The sequence below is a fragment of the Kitasatospora sp. NPDC057692 genome, assembly GCF_042799475.1.
Classification (GTDB): Bacteria; Actinomycetota; Actinomycetes; order Streptomycetales; family Streptomycetaceae; genus Kitasatospora.
This window is the reverse complement of record NZ_JBHVIV010000075.1, coordinates 30,415-44,479: the sequence shown is the minus strand read 5'-3', so window position 1 is coordinate 44,479 and position 14,065 is coordinate 30,415. Positions and strand designations below refer to the sequence as shown.

Annotated in this window: 15 protein-coding genes; 5 read left to right on the top strand and 10 right to left on the bottom strand. The window is 73.7% G+C overall.

The genetic code is table 11. The annotated features are described in order from the left end of the window. Nucleotides 1–34: 34 nt before the first annotated feature. Entirely contained in the window at nucleotides 35–1,246 is a 1,212-nt protein-coding gene (locus tag ACFVFS_RS31705; protein ID WP_380628268.1) for an Hsp70 family protein, read from the bottom strand. A gap of 360 nt (nucleotides 1,247–1,606) precedes the next feature. On the opposite strand from ACFVFS_RS31705, the gene ACFVFS_RS31700 reads away from it, so the two are divergent. Then, a complete protein-coding gene (locus ACFVFS_RS31700) occupies nucleotides 1,607–2,536 on the top strand; it encodes an aminoglycoside phosphotransferase family protein (protein WP_380628267.1) in 930 nt (309 codons plus the stop codon). 173 nt (nucleotides 2,537–2,709) lie between these two features. Here ACFVFS_RS31700 and ACFVFS_RS31695 read toward each other — a convergent pair whose 3' ends face one another. The 3 genes from ACFVFS_RS31695 to ACFVFS_RS31685 all read right to left on the bottom strand — a co-directional run bounded on the left by ACFVFS_RS31695 (nucleotide 2,710) and on the right by ACFVFS_RS31685 (nucleotide 5,159). Further along, nucleotides 2,710–2,922 carry a 4-oxalocrotonate tautomerase family protein gene (locus ACFVFS_RS31695; protein ID WP_376082813.1) on the bottom strand — a complete coding sequence of 71 codons (213 nt, stop codon included), beginning with the start codon at nucleotides 2,920–2,922 and terminating at the stop codon, nucleotides 2,710–2,712. Nucleotides 2,923–3,051: 129 nt separating this feature from the next. Continuing rightward, nucleotides 3,052–4,032: an alpha/beta hydrolase gene (locus ACFVFS_RS31690; RefSeq protein WP_380628266.1), complete on the bottom strand. Its 981-nt coding sequence runs from the start codon at nucleotides 4,030–4,032 to the stop codon at nucleotides 3,052–3,054. A 59-nt stretch (nucleotides 4,033–4,091) separates the two neighbouring features. Next, nucleotides 4,092–5,159, bottom strand: coding sequence for an alcohol dehydrogenase catalytic domain-containing protein (locus ACFVFS_RS31685; RefSeq protein WP_380628265.1), 1,068 nt, complete (start codon nucleotides 5,157–5,159; stop codon nucleotides 4,092–4,094). A 121-nt stretch (nucleotides 5,160–5,280) separates the two neighbouring features. Between ACFVFS_RS31685 and ACFVFS_RS31680 the strand changes: the two genes are divergently transcribed. Then, a complete protein-coding gene (locus ACFVFS_RS31680) occupies nucleotides 5,281–5,880 on the top strand; it encodes a CGNR zinc finger domain-containing protein (RefSeq protein WP_380628264.1) in 600 nt (199 codons plus the stop codon). Here the strand turns inward: ACFVFS_RS31680 and ACFVFS_RS31675 are convergent. The 3 genes from ACFVFS_RS31675 to ACFVFS_RS31665 form a co-directional block, all read right to left on the bottom strand. Further along, nucleotides 5,850–6,131 carry a hypothetical protein gene (locus ACFVFS_RS31675; RefSeq protein WP_380628263.1) on the bottom strand — a complete coding sequence of 94 codons (282 nt, stop codon included), beginning with the start codon at nucleotides 6,129–6,131 and terminating at the stop codon, nucleotides 5,850–5,852. The two genes, ACFVFS_RS31680 and ACFVFS_RS31675, sit on opposite strands and share 31 nt — an antisense overlap. Before the next feature lie 165 nt (nucleotides 6,132–6,296). After that, a complete protein-coding gene (locus ACFVFS_RS31670) occupies nucleotides 6,297–7,379 on the bottom strand; it encodes a polyprenyl synthetase family protein (RefSeq protein ID WP_380628262.1) in 1,083 nt (360 codons plus the stop codon). 97 nt (nucleotides 7,380–7,476) lie between these two features. Then, nucleotides 7,477–8,376 carry a trypsin-like serine peptidase gene (locus ACFVFS_RS31665; RefSeq protein WP_380628261.1) on the bottom strand — a complete coding sequence of 300 codons (900 nt, stop codon included), beginning with the start codon at nucleotides 8,374–8,376 and terminating at the stop codon, nucleotides 7,477–7,479. A gap of 189 nt (nucleotides 8,377–8,565) precedes the next feature. Between ACFVFS_RS31665 and ACFVFS_RS31660 the strand changes: the two genes are divergently transcribed. Then, nucleotides 8,566–9,012, top strand: a complete 447-nt coding sequence (locus ACFVFS_RS31660) for an NADAR family protein (RefSeq protein ID WP_380628260.1) — start codon at nucleotides 8,566–8,568, stop codon at nucleotides 9,010–9,012. 243 nt (nucleotides 9,013–9,255) lie between these two features. On the opposite strand, the gene ACFVFS_RS31655 is transcribed toward ACFVFS_RS31660, so the two are convergent. From ACFVFS_RS31655 to ACFVFS_RS31645, 3 genes are all read right to left on the bottom strand, one after another. Then, nucleotides 9,256–10,464: a cytochrome P450 gene (locus tag ACFVFS_RS31655; RefSeq protein WP_380628259.1), complete on the bottom strand. Its 1,209-nt coding sequence runs from the start codon at nucleotides 10,462–10,464 to the stop codon at nucleotides 9,256–9,258. Nucleotides 10,465–10,554: 90 nt separating this feature from the next. Continuing rightward, on the bottom strand, nucleotides 10,555–10,773 hold the full coding sequence (locus ACFVFS_RS31650; RefSeq protein WP_380628258.1) for a ferredoxin: 219 nt from the start codon (nucleotides 10,771–10,773) through the stop codon (nucleotides 10,555–10,557). Nucleotides 10,774–10,991: 218 nt separating this feature from the next. Next, entirely contained in the window at nucleotides 10,992–11,270 is a 279-nt protein-coding gene (locus ACFVFS_RS31645) for a hypothetical protein (protein ID WP_380628257.1), read from the bottom strand. Nucleotides 11,271–11,516: 246 nt separating this feature from the next. Between ACFVFS_RS31645 and ACFVFS_RS31640 the strand changes: the two genes are divergently transcribed. Further along, nucleotides 11,517–12,620 (top strand): serine hydrolase domain-containing protein, encoded by a 1,104-nt coding sequence (locus tag ACFVFS_RS31640; RefSeq protein WP_380628269.1) that lies wholly within the window; start codon nucleotides 11,517–11,519, stop codon nucleotides 12,618–12,620. A gap of 68 nt (nucleotides 12,621–12,688) precedes the next feature. Beyond that, on the top strand, nucleotides 12,689–13,858 hold the full coding sequence (locus ACFVFS_RS31635; protein WP_380628256.1) for a serine hydrolase domain-containing protein: 1,170 nt from the start codon (nucleotides 12,689–12,691) through the stop codon (nucleotides 13,856–13,858). Nucleotides 13,859–14,065 lie beyond the last annotated feature (207 nt).

Genomic DNA, 14,065 nt, shown 5'->3' with positions numbered 1-14,065 from the left:
GCCGGACGGCCGGGCGGCCGGACGACCGTCGGGCTCAGAACCGGAGTTCGGGGTCGACCTCGTCGGGGTAGTGGGCGACGGCCCAGCGGTCGGAGCCCGCCTCCGGCGCACACTTCTCCTCGCCATCGACGGCTGTCCCGTCCCCGGCGCCGACCGGGGCGGGCGGTTCGGTGAGCGCCCCGAGGGCCACGGCGGCCTTCGGGTCGGCGGCCAGGTCGGGAATCCGGCCCATCCGGGCGGCGACCAGGTCGGCCACCGGCGGCGTCCGGCTGGCCGCCCCGCAGAGCACCACGGCGCCCAGCTCGGCCGGGGTCAGCCCGGCCCGGGTGACGGTCCGCTCCAGCAGCCCGACCGAGGCGGTGAGCGCGGGCGTGACGGCTGCCCGGTACTCGCCGCCCTGAACGACGAACGGCTCCGGGTAGCCCGGCACGGCGAGGTACACCGTGCCGGTGCTCGACAGGGATTCCTTGGCCAGGGTCAGCTCGCGGGCGAGCTGGGCCCGTTGGTGGGCGACCGCGGGAGTGCGGTCGGCCCAGAGCTGCCGCCAGGGCCCGGGGTCGAGGTCCAGCGCCCGGTCGCGGAGCAGTTCGAACAGGGCCTGGTCGAGGTCGCGGCCGCCGAAGTCCGGATCCCCCGCGACGGCGACGGCCCGGAAGCCGCCGCCCTCCCGGCGGAGCACGGCGGTGTCCACGGTCCCGCCGCCGAGGTCGTAGACGGCGATCGGCCCGTCCCCGCCCCCGTCCGCCGGGGCGCTCACAGCGGCGTTCGCCGCGTGGAAGCGGGCGGCGGCCACCGGTTCGGGCAGCAGCTCCGGCGCGTCCAGCCCGGCCCGCCCGGCGGCCTCGACCAGCCGGCCCAGATCACCCGGCGACCAGTCGGCCGGGTGGGTGAGCACCGTCCGCACCGGCCCCGTCCCACCGCGCTGCGCCCGCGCCTCCCCCGCCGCACGGGCGAGCACGGCGGCGGCCAGGTCGACGGTGGCCACCTCGCGGCCGTCCAGCAGCACGGCCGCCTGCCGGAGCAGCGCCCGCTTGGGGTGCTGCTCGGCACGCTCCGGCCGCTGGGCGGCGAGCTGGACGGCGGCCCGGCCGGTGAGCAGCCGGTCGCCGTCGTCCAGGCAGACCAGGGACGGCAGGTACCGGCTGTTCTCGATCTCGACCGCCGCCACCGCTCCGGCCGGTTCGGCGCGTACGGCCGCGGTGGTGAAGCAGGTCCCGAAGTCGATCGCCAACGACCAGTCAGACACGTGTCCTCACAGGTGATTTGCGGTGGCGCAGGGCGCACGGGCGGGCCGGAGGAGGGTTCTCCGGCGCCCCCGCGCAGGATGGTAGGGCCCCAGGGGCAACTGTGGAGAAACTCGGCACATCTTGTAACAATGGCATGGCCATTGCCGGACGGACCCCGGTCCGGGGACCGTCCCGGGTGGCACCCCGCTCCCCCCGGACCGGGGTGCCGCGACCAGTCTCGGCGCGGCGTTCGAACGAGACACCGTCAGGTGACCGAATTCGCGCGCATTCCCATCCGTTCGCCCTGCCGGGCGGTCCGTGCAAGAGTCGGAACCGGACAACCCGGGGGCGTGCCGCGGCCCCCGCCGAAGGAGGTGCCCATGAGCATGACCGGCCCGGTCGACATCCCCGGCGCCTTCGCCGCCTCGTACGGCACGAACAAACCCGCCGAGCACCGATGGATCGTCGAACTTCCTTCGCTCGTAGCAGAGTTCATCGCCCGCTGGAGACTGCTGCCGGACGGTCCGCCCGCCCACGGCATGGCCGCCCTCGCCCTGCCGGTCCGACGCGCGGACGGCTCACCGGCCGTGCTGCGCCTGCACCACGCCCGCCCGGACACGGCGGGCGCGGCGGCGGGCCTGCAGGCCTGGGGCGGCGACGGCGCCGTCCTGCTCCTCGACCACGACGAGGAGGCCGGCGCGCACCTCCTCGAACGGCTGGACGCGGCCCACTCGTTGGCCGCCGTCACCGACGACGACGCCGCGCTGCTGATCCTCGCCGACCTGATGGCCCGCCTCACCGCCGTCCCCGCCCCACCCGGCCTGCGTCACCTCGCCGATGTCGCGGCGGCGATGCTGGAGGAGACACCCCGCGCCGCCCCCGCCCTGCGCGACCCGGACGAACAACGACTGCTGCGGACCTGCGCGGCGGCGGTCGCCGAACTCCTCGACGACCCCGGCGACCGCCTGCTGCACTGGGACCTCCACGACGGCAACGTCCTCGCCGCCACCCGCGAGCCCTGGCTCGCCATCGACCCCGAACCCCTCGCCGGCGACCCGGGCTTCGACCTCCTCCCCGCCCTCGACCAACGCTGGACCGCGGTCCCCGCCGGCGCCGCCCCCGACCGCACCGTCCTCCGCCGCTTCGACCTCCTCACCGCCGCCCTCGCCCTGGACCGCCCCCGCGCCACCACCTGGACCCTCGCCCGCGTCCTCCAGAACGCCCTCTGGGACATCGAGGACGGCCGCACGTCCCTGGAACCCACCCAGGCCGCCATCGCCACGGCCCTGCTCCGCCATCGCAGCGGGTAGCCGGGTTGCTCCCGTGCCGCCCGGTGGTCGTGGGCGATCAGTGAGCGGGTGACAGTTCTGCGCAGTGGCCTCCCACGAGCGACGTGGCCTTCTCCCGGCGCCGGGAGAGGGCCACGATCAGCGGTCCACGGCGATCGGGATCGCCGCGCGCCGCCTCGCACGCGTCATGGACGTCAGTACTGTCGCGACTTTTCGAGGAAGTCGGGGTCGGAGGCGAGGACGCCGCCCTGCGCCCAGTGCTGGACCGGGTTGGCGCGGAACAGGGCGAGGATCTTGTCGCGCGGGACGCCCGTGACGCGGTGCACGGTCTCGGTCACCTCGGTCAACAGTTCCTGCGTCTGCTCGTCGCCGGCGCCCTCCCAGGCGTCGATGGTGATGATGGGCATCGTGCTTCTCTCCTGAGGTTCTTGATCAGGGGGATGCCGCAGCGCCGGACGCGCGGCGGCATCCCCGGTTCTGGTTCACAGCCACTCGCCGATGGCCGTGCCGCCGGCACAGCGGCCGGTCGGCGCACGTCACGGGGCGGACGTGTCCTGGAACCGGCGGGCGAGGTAGTTGAGCCAGGTCTGCTGGAAGGTGGTCGCGAGCCGCGACTCCGGAGCGAACAGGTCGAAGGCGTGGTAGGCGCCCGGGTAGAGGTGCAGTTCGACCGGGACCCCGTGGGCGCGCAGGCGGGTGGCGTAGTCGAGGTCCTCGTCGCGGAAGCAGTCGAGGTCGCCGACCGCGATGAAGGTCGGCGGCAGGGCGCTGAGGTCCTCCGCGCGGGAGGGGGCCGCGTACGGGGAGACGTCGTCGGTTCCGGTGCGGTCCCCCAGGATCGCCTGCCAGGCCAGGAGGTTGGTCGAGCGGTCCCAGATGCCGATGTCGGTGATCTCGTGGCTCGACGCGGTCCGATTGCGGTCGTCCAGCATGGGGTACGTCAGCGACTGGAACAGCGGCGCCGCGCCGCCGCGGTCCCGGACCAGCAGGACGGTGGCCGCCGCGATGCCCCCGCCCCCGCTCTGCCCCGCGATGCCGATCCGGGCGCCGTCCAGGCCCAGGGCCTCCGCTTCGCGGACGAGCCACCGGTAGGCGGTGAAGCCGTCCTCGGCGGCACCGGGGGCGGGTGTTTCCGGGGCGAGCCGGTAGTCGACCACGGCGACGGCGCAGCCGAGTCGCGAGGACAACCGCTTGAGCCAGGGATCGTCCTGGGCGGCGAAACCGAGCACCTGGCCACCGCCGTGGAACCAGAGCATCACCGGCAGCGGTCCCCGGGCGGTCGCGGGCCGCAGCAGGCGGACCGGCACGTCGGGGCCGTCCTCCCGTCCGATGCGGTGCTCCTCCACGGTGACCGACGGGTCGTCGGGCTCGTGTTCGGCGGCCGCCTCGGCCTGGGCGCGGAACGCCGCGCGGGTCGCTGCGAGGTTCGTCAGGTCGAACGCGCCGTTGGGCGTCATGGGGACGCCGTCGAGTGCCTGGCTCAGTTCCCGGTCCATCAGCAGACGGGAAGCGGGCATGATCGTGCCTACTTTCTTTCCATGGCGGTGCCGCTCGGGGCGGCACCGGGTGGGACGGCTCAGGCCCGGAACTCGTCGATGACGACGACGCCGGTGGGTCCGTACGCCTCCAGGGACTCCAGCACCCCGCTCGCCTCGTGGAGGCCGACGGTGCGGGTCACGATGCGGCCGGGGTCGAGGCGGCCGGCGGCGATCATGTTCAGCATGGTGCCGAACCGCTGGCCCTGCATGCCGAAGGCGCTCAGCAACTCCAGCTCCTTGACCATCATGACGTCGATCGGCAGCGCGACATCCCCCTTCTCCGCGGCGGTGGTGTGCCCGAGTTGGAGGTGCCGGCCGCGGGTGCGCAGGGACAGCACGGAGTTTCGGCAGGCCTCGGCGATGCCCACGGAGTCGACCGACACGTGCGCGCCCCCGCCGGTGAGGGTCTTGACCGCCTCCGCCGGGTCGTCCGTGGCGGCGTTGACGGTGTGGACCGCGCCCAGGGCCCGCGCGGCCTCCAGCTTCTCGTCCGTGATGTCGATCGCGATGACGTTGGCGCCCGTCGCCGCGGCGATCTCCACCGTCGACAGGCCCATGCCGCCGCCGGCCCCGTACACCGCGACCCACTCGCCGCCGCGGACCTTCGCCTGGTCGACGACGCCGTGGAAGGCGGTCATGTAGCGGCAGGCGAGCGCGGCGACGTCCGTGAAGCCGACGGACTCCGGCATCCGGACCAGGTTGACGTCGGCGAAGCGGACCATGACGTACTCGGCGAACGCGCCCCAGTAGGACACCCCGGGCACGAGCGAGTCCACGTGCTCGCACACCTGCTGGTTTCCGCTGCGGCACATCTCGCAGGAGCCCTCGCCGGGGTTCATCGGGAAGATGACCCGGTCGCCCTCCCGCCAGTCCCGGACCTCGCGGCCGACCTCCACGACGGTGCCGGCGAACTCGTGGCCGAGGACGAACGGGGGCTTGACGCTCGGCCCGCCGGTCCAGAAGTTCCCGGCCCACAGGGCCCAGTCGGTGCGGCAGATCCCGTTGGCGCCGACGCGCAGGATCGCGCCGTCCGGCGGGCAGACGGGGTCGGGCACGTCGCGGACGACGAGCGGCTTGTTGAGTTCCTCGATGACTGCGGCGCGCATGGACGCGGCCTCCTCGTGGCTCGTGATGCGGCGAAAGGTTTTCGAAGTCCACCTGTTGAAGCGGTGGACCTGAAAGCTAGGCGCTTGCCCGTCGCGATGTCAACCGCATAAAGTGGTGGACATGGATGACAAGGACGGTCGACGCGAAGGACGCCAGCGCGCCAAGGCCGACTTCCGCTTCGACGACGCGCGGCTCTGCTTCGCCTTCGCTGGCACCCTGGCCGATCGCGGCACGGACACGCCCTTCGAACGGCTGGCCCGACCGGAGGATCTGGGCCGGTGGAGCGTGGAGAGCGGCTGCACCACCGTGGCGCCGGCCTGCACCGAAGCCGACCTGGACGGGGCCAGACGACTGCGCGAGGCGATCCAGCGGACCGGCCAGGCCCTGGCGGACGAAGCCGCGCCCGCCCGCGAGGACATCGCGCTGATCAACGGCGCGGCAGCCGAGCCCCCGTCCGTGCCCGAGCTCTCGGCCGACGCGGCCTCGGTGCGCCGGCACGGGGACAAGGTCGCGGCGGCGCTCTCCCTGGTCGCGCGGGACCTGATCGAGCTCTGCCGCTCGGACCACCGCGACCGCGTCCGCATCTGCGGGAACCCCGCGTGCGGCACACCCTTCGTCGACACCTCCCGCGCGGGCGCCCGCCGCTGGTGCTCGATGAAGACCTGCGGCGCCCTCGCCAAGAAACGCACCTACCGGGCGAGGTCGCACAGCGGGTCCTGACCCCGGCACGCGGATGAGGGCGTACCGCGCAGCGGCCCGGCCTGCCACGTGTCCGCGCCGGTCACGTGGCAGGCCCATGGGCCGAGCACGGCGTCGGGGACGAGGCGCTGCCCGACGGTGCGCGCAGTGACCGTCCACAGCGCCCCGCCCCTGCCGCCCGCGAAGGCCGCGGCGGCGACCGCCCGGAGATCGGCGGTCAGCGCGGGCACCGCCATCATGGCGAGGGTCCCGAGCAGATCGGCGAACATCACCCGGCGCCACCCGAGGAGCCGGTTGGCCCGGCCGACGGTGAGCGCCCCGACCTCGGCGACACCGAGGGCCGCGCCGGCCGCGCGGAGCAGGGGGACGGTGACGCCGTCGCCGCGGTGGTCCCGAGGCCGGAGCCCGCCGGAAGGCGCTCGGCCCCGGCCGGTCGCTCAGTCGCCCGGGACCACGTTCAGCAGCGGCAGGCCCTCGAAGAAGGCCACCGCCTCCTCCCGCCAGTGCGGGCGCCAGGCCGACGCCTCGGCGCGGGCCGCGTCGGCGCAGCGGCGCATGTCGGCGCGGAGCTTCGCGTCCACTCCCAGCTGCCGGGCCAGCTCGCGGACGCGGTCGACCGTGTCGGCGGTGCCGTGCGGATCGCCGAGTGCGGACTCCACCACCGCCCGCCCCGCCTCGTCCGCGCTCGCCAGCAGCGCGCTCAGCGCGTAGCTGCGGCGGCCCGCCCGGAGGTCGGCGCCGGTGGACTTGCCGGTGGCGTCCTCCTCCCCGAACAGGTCCAGGTAGTCGTCGCGCAGCTGGCCGCCGATGCCGACCACGGTCGCGTACCGGCGCAGCCGTGCGTCGTGCCGGGCCAGGTCCTCGCCGGCCGCCAGCAGCCCCAGCCGCAGCGGGGCGAGCACGGAGTACCGGGTGGACTTGTACTCGCAGACGGTGTGCAGGAACTCCTCGTCCGGGAGTGCCACGAAGTCCCGTTCGAGGTCGACGATCTGACCGGCGACCGTCTCGGCCCCGGCGTTCAGCTGCACCTCCAGCATCGTCTGGCGCAGCTCGGCCGGGACGTCCGCGTCCAGCAGGACCCGCATCGAGAGGAAGGCGGCGAGGTCCCCCGCCAGGACGGCCAGGCCGAGGGCGGTGCGGTCCGCCTCCGGGAACTCGCGACGGTAGGCGTAGTAGGTGGAGGGGCCGCCGCGGCGCACCGGCGCGTCGTCGATGAGGTCGTCGTGGACGAGCCCGTGCGTCTGGAGCAGTTCGATGCTCAGCGCGGCCTCCGCCAGGCCGGGTACCGGGTCGGTGGTCACCAGGCGGGCGGCCTCGTACAGCAGGGCGACCCGCAGCCGCTTGCCGCCGCGCAGCGAGAGGTCCCGCAGCAGTTCCAGGCAGCGCGGGGTGAAGCGGCTGAGCGGCGGTGTGTCCAGGCGGTCCGGCAGGGCGGCGAAGTAGGCCTCGAAGCGGAGGTCGAAGCGTCGCCGGTGTCCGGCGGCCCGTTCGCGGGCGGCTGCCATGATCGTCTCGTTCACGGGGCCCACCCTCGCATCCGCACGGCGGATCCGCGTCCCCGGGGCCACGGGAGAGCCCCCGCCGGAGGCCGGCGGGGGCTCGGTGCCGTGCGCGCGCTCAGGCGTGCTGCGCCCCGTTGAAGACGTTGTAGGCGTCGTCACGGTAGTAGGCGCTCACCGCCCACCACTTGCCCTGCCAGCTGTAGCCCGTGACGAAGTCGCCGGTCTGCACGGCCGAGCCGTCGTTCTGGTTGTAGTTCACGAAGAACGGTCCGCCGCTGGAACCTCCGTCGAGCCCGATGCAGTTGTCGATCAGCGCGGTGGACGGCTGCTCGGGGCCGGCCACCGGCTGCCCGCCGCACCAAAGCATGTGCTCGTCCTTGGCGTCCTTCCTCCCGGGGATGCCGATGATGTGCGCGTAGTTGTTGACGGGCTGGTTGAAGCCGATCCCGGTGGCCCCGACGACATCGGCGATGTGTCGGCCGTTCTGGGTGTTCAGCACGATGAACGCGATGTCGCCCTGCGGAGCGGGAGCGTCGACCCAGCCGGCCGACCGCCAGGTCCACCAGCCGTAGGGGGCGTTCCCCGCGTCGTAGTTGGGGGCGAACTCGAAGTCGTGCCCGCCCTCCACGCAGTGCCGGGCGGTGGCGATGACATCGCGGTTGGCGCTGGAGACGACGTTGGCGGTGCAGACGCCGCCCCCGGTGCGCAGCCGGCCCGTGGTGCCCCAGACGCTGGCGGCGGCCGTCGGACCGGCGGCGGCCTCCGCACCGGCCTTCGGGGCGACGGTCGGTACGGTCGTGGGGATCGTCAGCGGCTCGCCGTCGAGGGTGCTCTGCTTCTCGGGGTTCCAGTTGGTGCGGCCGGCGTCCGCCGGGTTGATCAGGACGTGGGTCCTGCCGCTGACCTTCTCGATCGGCTCGGCGTCCTTGGCCGGTGCGGCGGACGAGGCCGGTGCGGCCAGGCCGAGGGCCGCCACCGAGGCCACGACTACTGCGAGGAGACCACGCATGCGCATGGGAGTCCCTTCCTTTCGCTGCGGGGTGTGCTGTCCCCCCAGCCTGGGAGCGGCCCGTCAACAACGCGTCGACAACGTGCCAACGGCCCGCACCGCCGCACCGGCGGTCCGGCCCGGCGGAGATATCCGGTTGCGGGGTCCGGAGTGCGCCTGGCACGGTGCGGCTTCCGCCACTCCCGCGAGGTTCCCATGACGATCCACTTCTACGGCGCCGATGAAGTCCCCTACGGATGCTTCTCGAACTTCTCCGATCACGGCTTCGACCTCGACGGGGTCTGGTGGCCGACCTCGGAGCACTACTTCCAGGCGCAGAAGTTCAGGGGCACCCGCCACGCGGAACTCGTCCGGCGGGCGGGCACGCCGCTGCGGGCGGCGGAGCTGGGCCGTGACCCTGCGAGGCCGCTGCGGAGGGACTGGGAGCGGGTCAAGGACGACGTGATGCGCCGCGCGGTGGCGGCCAAGTTCCGCGCGCACGCCGACATCCGCGACGTCCTGCTGTCCACCGGTGACGAGGAGATCGTCGAGGACACCACCACCGACCACTACTGGGGCCGCGGCAGGACCGGGAACGGCAGGAACATGCTCGGGCGGATCCTGGTGCGCACCCGTCACCGGTTGCGCACCGAACGAGCCTAGGTCCGCCTGAGCGCGGGCGGCCGGTGCCGCCCGCCGTCCCCGGTCGTCACGCCGGGGCAGCGGGCGGACCGCACGCAGTTCGAGCCGGTACGGGAGAAGATCCGTGTCCCGCGGACAGGGCCCGGCAGGCCCTGTCCGCCCCTGTCCGCGGGAGAAGCCCGACAGCGCGGCCTACGGCAACGGCCCGTGCCGTATCCGCGCTTGTCGTACCGGCTTGCGACCGGGTTCTCCCCTGGGCCCCGCTCACCAGGTCACGGGCAGTGACCGCATCCCGTAGATGAACGACTCGGTGCGGAACTCGCGCTCACCGGTCAGCCTCAGCCCCGGCAGCCGGCGGAACAGCGTCTCCAGGGCGATCTGGAGTTCGGCGCGGGCCAGCGGCTGGCCCAGGCACTGGTGCACGCCGAAGCCGAACGCCAGGTGCCGCCGGGCGTCCCGGTCCAGGTCCAGCTCGTCCGTCGCCCGATGGCCGGCGCCGCCGAACACCGCCTCGTCCCGGTTGGCGGTGGAGAGCATCGCCATCACGCCCTCCCCGGCCCGGACGGTGACGCCGCCCAGTTCCACGTCCTCCAGCGCCACCCGGGGCAGGCCGGTGTGCACGATGGTCAGCAGCCGCAACAGCTCCTCCACCGCGCCCGGCAGGGTGGCCGGGTCGGCCAGGCCGGGGATCTGCTCGGGGTGCTCCAGCAGCAGCGCGGTCGACAGCGCGATCATGTTCGCGGTCGTCTCGTGCCCGGCGATCAGCAGCAGCACGGCCGTGCCGGCCACGTCGTCCGGGGTCAGGTCGTCCCGCGCCGCGAGTCGGCTGAGGAGGTCGTCCTCCGGCTGTGCGCGCTTGCGGGCCGTCAGGTCGGCCAGGTAGTCCCGGACCTCCTCCTGGGCCTCCCGGAGCTGCTCCACGGTGCTCTCCTGGTTGAGCATCGTGCGGCTCAGGTTCTGGAAGCGGTCGTGGTCCTCGTACGGCACGCCGAGCAGCAGACAGATCACCAGCGAGGGCACCGGCAGCGCGAAGTCGGTGACCAGGTCGGCCGCGGTCCGGCCCGCGGTCATCCGGTCGAGTGCCTCGTCCACGATCCGCTGGATCTCCGGGCGCAGCGCCTCCACCCGCTTGACCAGGAACTCCCCGGTGAGCATGCGGCGCTGGCGGGCGTGCTCGGGGTCGTCGAGCCGCAGGAAGTCCGGATTGTCGGTGATCAGCTCGCGAGCACCGGCGATCAGCAGCGGGAAGGACGGGTGGCGTATGTCGGCACTGAACCGGCGGTCGGACAGCACGGTGCGGACCTCGGCGAAACCGGTGACCAGCCAGCAGAGGTCGCCGTCGGGCAGCTCGGCCCTGGTCACCGGCCCGGTGGCGGCGGCCTCGGAGTACGCGGGCGGCGGGCCGAACGGACAGCTGCCGGAGTGCCGGGCCGGCAGCAGCGGGAGGACGGGGGTGGTGGGTGCGGTGGTCAAGGCAGGGGTTTCCTCACGTCGCGGGTGTTCTCGTGGGGTTCGGGGCCCGGGTAGGGTCCCGGCGGCCTGCGGGGCCGGCGGCGGGGTCCGTCAGGCCCCGGTCCGCGCGGGCTCGTCCCCGGTGACGGTGATCGCCCGGCCCGGGCAGAGCTCGGCTGCGAGTCTGGCGTCGTCGAACTGCTCGGGCAGCAGGACGGTCTGACGGAGCCTCACGAGGCTGTCCCGGTCGTCCTGGTCGAAGACCGAGGGGGCGTTCGTCACGCACATGCCGGAGCTGCAGCAACGGTCCCGGTCGACGCTCACCTGCATGTCGGGCACCTTTCGCCAGGGCGACGCCGGCTGCCCGGCGGCCGCCTCTCGTTGTCACGGTCAACCTAGCCGTCACTGATCCGTTCACGGGGAGGTACGGTGGCCGGATCGAGAATGGCCGATTCTGCTCCTGTGTGTGAAAGCCCGTGGCGGCGCAATGTGTTTCAATGCGCGGCGCTTCGCCGGACAGATCGGTGGACCCGGCCGCGCGGACGGCCTCACAAGCCTCCCGAGCTGGTCAACTCCCCTACGGAGGTCACCGCTTCGGCCTCGGCGGCGTTCCTCTCCGGCCGGCAGCGCACCACCCGGGCGAACCACAGGGCCGGTCCGGCGGGGCAGCGGGGGCTGCCCTGGAGGCCATCGAAGGCGACCACGACGACCACTTCCGGCCGGACGAGCACCGTCCGGGCGTCCCGCCCGGTCTCCCGGACGGGCGACTCGGCGGTCCGCCGGCCGAGCGTCCGGTCGATCAGCCCCTTGAAGGTCTTGCCGAGCATCACCCACGGGCCCAGGTGACCGGCCCGACGCCGGGAGTACGGTCCCGTGCCCGGCCCCGACCCGGAGCACGTTCCCGGGTGCGGTCTCGTTCCCGGTGCGGACGGATCGACGGTCCGTCGGATGGTCCTCTTGAAGTACGCCGAGAACAGCTCCGGCGCCCTGACCAGAGGGGATTTCCCGTGACCGTGAACGAGCACGCACCGCAGCACCACCTTCCGAACCGCCTCCGCGGCGGCCGGCGCGGCGTGGCCGCGGCCGTGACCGCGGTGGCCGCCGCGGTGGCGGCCGGCGTCCTGGCACCGACCCCGGCCTCCGCCGCACCGCGGCCGGACGCCGTGCAGCAGCGCCTCGACGCACTGGTGAAGGAGGACGGCGTGCCCGCCGCCCTCGCCACCGTCAAGGGCCGCGACGGCCGCACCCGCACCTACACCGCCGGCGTCGGCGACGCGGCCACCAAGGCCAGGGTGCCGGTGGACGGACAGGTGCGGATCGGCAGCAACACCAAGGTGTTCACCGCCGTCGTGGTCCTGCAGCTGGTCGCCGAGGGCAAGGTCGGCCTGGACACGAGCGTGGACGCCTACCTGCCCGGTCTGGTGCGCGGCGAGGGCATCGACGGCCGGAACATCACGGTCCGCCAGCTGCTCCAGCACACCAGCGGCCTGCCCGAGTACGTGGACAAGGAGGGCGTGCTCAACGACCCCAAGCGGTACCACGAGCCGCGCGAACTCCTCGACGCCGCACTGGCCCAGAAGGCCCAGTTCGCGCCCGGCACCCAGTGGGAGTACAACAACACCGGCTACCTGCTGGCGGGCCTGATCATCCAGAAGGTCACCGGACGCCCGCTCGGCGAGGAGATCACCAAGCGCGTCATCGACCGGATCGGCCTGCGCCACACCTACTTCCCCGTCCCCGGGGACATGACGATCCACGAGGCCCACCCCAAGGGCTACCAGCGCGCCGCGGACGGGTCGCTGCGCGACTACACGGAGCTGGACCCGTCCTGGGGCTGGGCGGCCGGCGCGGTCGTCTCGACCAACACGGACGTCACCAGGTTCTACGGCGCGCTGCTCGGCGGCCGCCTACTGCCCGCGGCCCAGCTCGCCCAGATGCGCACCACCGTCCCCGCCGAGGCCGTCGGCCCCGGGGTCCGCTACGGGCTCGGCCTGGTGAGCCGCCCGCTCTCCTGCGGCGGCGTCGCCTGGGGCCACGGCGGGACGATCCCGGGCTACGACACCGCAGGCGGCATCACCGAGGACGGCCGCGCCGTGAACGTCGCCGTGACGACGATCCCGGACGGTGACACCGCGAAGCACGTGGAGCGGGCGGTGGACGAGGCGCTCTGCCGCTGACCCCCCGCACCGGCCACCCGGCCGCACCGCCTCGCACCTCGCACCTCGTTTCCCGCAGTGGAGTCCCGATGAACGAACCCGCCCCGCAGCGCCGGGCGCACCGCATCCGCCTCGCGCGGTACGCCCTGACGGCCACGGCCACCGCCGGGCTCGCCCTGACCGCCCTCGTCCCGGCCCCGTCCACGGCCTCCGCCGCACCGCGGCCGGACGCCGTGCAGCAGCACCTCGACGCGCTGGTGAAGGAGGACGGGCTGCCCGCCGCCCTCGCCACCGTCAAGGGCCGCGACAGCCGCAGCCGCACCTACACCGCCGGTGTCGGCGACCTGGCCACCGGGGCCCGGGTCCCGGTCGACGGGCAGGTCCGGGCCGGCAGCAACACCAAGGCCTTCACGGCCGTCGTCGTCCTGCAACTGGTCGCCGAGGGCAGGGTCGGCCTCGACACGGCCGTCGACACCTACCTGCCCGGCCTCCTGCGCGGCGACGGCTTCGACGGCCGGCAGATCACGGTCCGCCAGCTGCTCCAGCACACCAGCGGCCTGCCCGACTACATGGACGCCCCCGCGCTGGCCGACTTCACCGCCGTCCAGTACCGCTACTTCGAACCGCGCGAACTCCTCGACGGCGCGCTGGCCCAGAAGGCGCTGTTCCCCGCCGGGACCGGCTGGATGTACAGCAACACCAACTACCTGGTGGCCGGACTGCTGATCCAGAAGGTCACCGGCCGCCCCTTCGGGGAGGAGGTCACCAGGCGCGTCATCGACCGGATCGGCCTGCGCCACACCTACTTCCCCGTCACCGGGGACATGACGATCCACGAGCCCCACCCGCACGGCTACCTGCGCACCGCCCCGGACGCGCCGCTGGTCGACTACACCGCGATGGACTCCTCGATGGCCTGGGCCGCGGGGGCGGTGGTGTCCACCAACACCGACCTCAACTCCTTCTACGGCGCGCTGCTGACGGGCCGCCTGCTGCCCGCCGCCCAGCTCGCCGAGATGCGCACCACCGTCGCGGCCGAGCTCCTGGGCCCCGGCATCCGCTACGGCCTGGGGATCCAGAGCAGGCCGCTGCCCTGCGGCGGCCTCGTCTGGGGCCACGGCGGCACCGCCGCGAGCTACCGGACCCGGGGCGGCGTCACGGAGGACGGCCGGGCCGTGAACATCGCCGTCACCGCCATCCCCGACGCGCCCACCGCCCGGCGCATGACCGACGCGATCGACACGGCCCTCTGCCGCTGACGGCGCGCCGCACACGGGGGCCGGGCCCGGCGGGACACCGCCGGGCCTTCCCCCGCCCCGCGTTCTCGACACGGACGCATTCCTGCCGACCCGCATTCACTTCGGCCACCTTTCGGCCATCCGTGCGAGATGTCTGTACGCGGCCACGGCACCCCCCTAGAGTGGACCGCGCCCCTCCACAAGTGGCAGTTCCTTCACGCCGGTTCA

What these genes read in the sequence shown, in the direction of transcription:
- ACFVFS_RS31680 (WP_380628264.1), top strand. Translation starts at nt 5,281, where the DNA reads ATGGATGACAAGGACGGTCGACGCGAAGGACGCCAGCGCGCCAAGGCC.
- ACFVFS_RS31695 (WP_376082813.1), bottom strand. Translation starts at nt 2,922, where the DNA reads ATGCCCATCATCACCATCGACGCCTGGGAGGGCGCCGGCGACGAGCAG.
- ACFVFS_RS31645 (WP_380628257.1), bottom strand. Translation starts at nt 11,270, where the DNA reads ATGCTCGGCAAGACCTTCAAGGGGCTGATCGACCGGACGCTCGGCCGG.
- ACFVFS_RS31690 (WP_380628266.1), bottom strand. Translation starts at nt 4,032, where the DNA reads ATGCCCGCTTCCCGTCTGCTGATGGACCGGGAACTGAGCCAGGCACTC.
- ACFVFS_RS31660 (WP_380628260.1), top strand. Translation starts at nt 8,566, where the DNA reads ATGACGATCCACTTCTACGGCGCCGATGAAGTCCCCTACGGATGCTTC.
- ACFVFS_RS31700 (WP_380628267.1), top strand. Translation starts at nt 1,607, where the DNA reads ATGAGCATGACCGGCCCGGTCGACATCCCCGGCGCCTTCGCCGCCTCG.
- ACFVFS_RS31635 (WP_380628256.1), top strand. Translation starts at nt 12,689, where the DNA reads ATGAACGAACCCGCCCCGCAGCGCCGGGCGCACCGCATCCGCCTCGCG.
- ACFVFS_RS31685 (WP_380628265.1), bottom strand. Translation starts at nt 5,159, where the DNA reads ATGCGCGCCGCAGTCATCGAGGAACTCAACAAGCCGCTCGTCGTCCGC.
- ACFVFS_RS31650 (WP_380628258.1), bottom strand. Translation starts at nt 10,773, where the DNA reads ATGCAGGTGAGCGTCGACCGGGACCGTTGCTGCAGCTCCGGCATGTGC.
- ACFVFS_RS31665 (WP_380628261.1), bottom strand. Translation starts at nt 8,376, where the DNA reads ATGCGCATGCGTGGTCTCCTCGCAGTAGTCGTGGCCTCGGTGGCGGCC.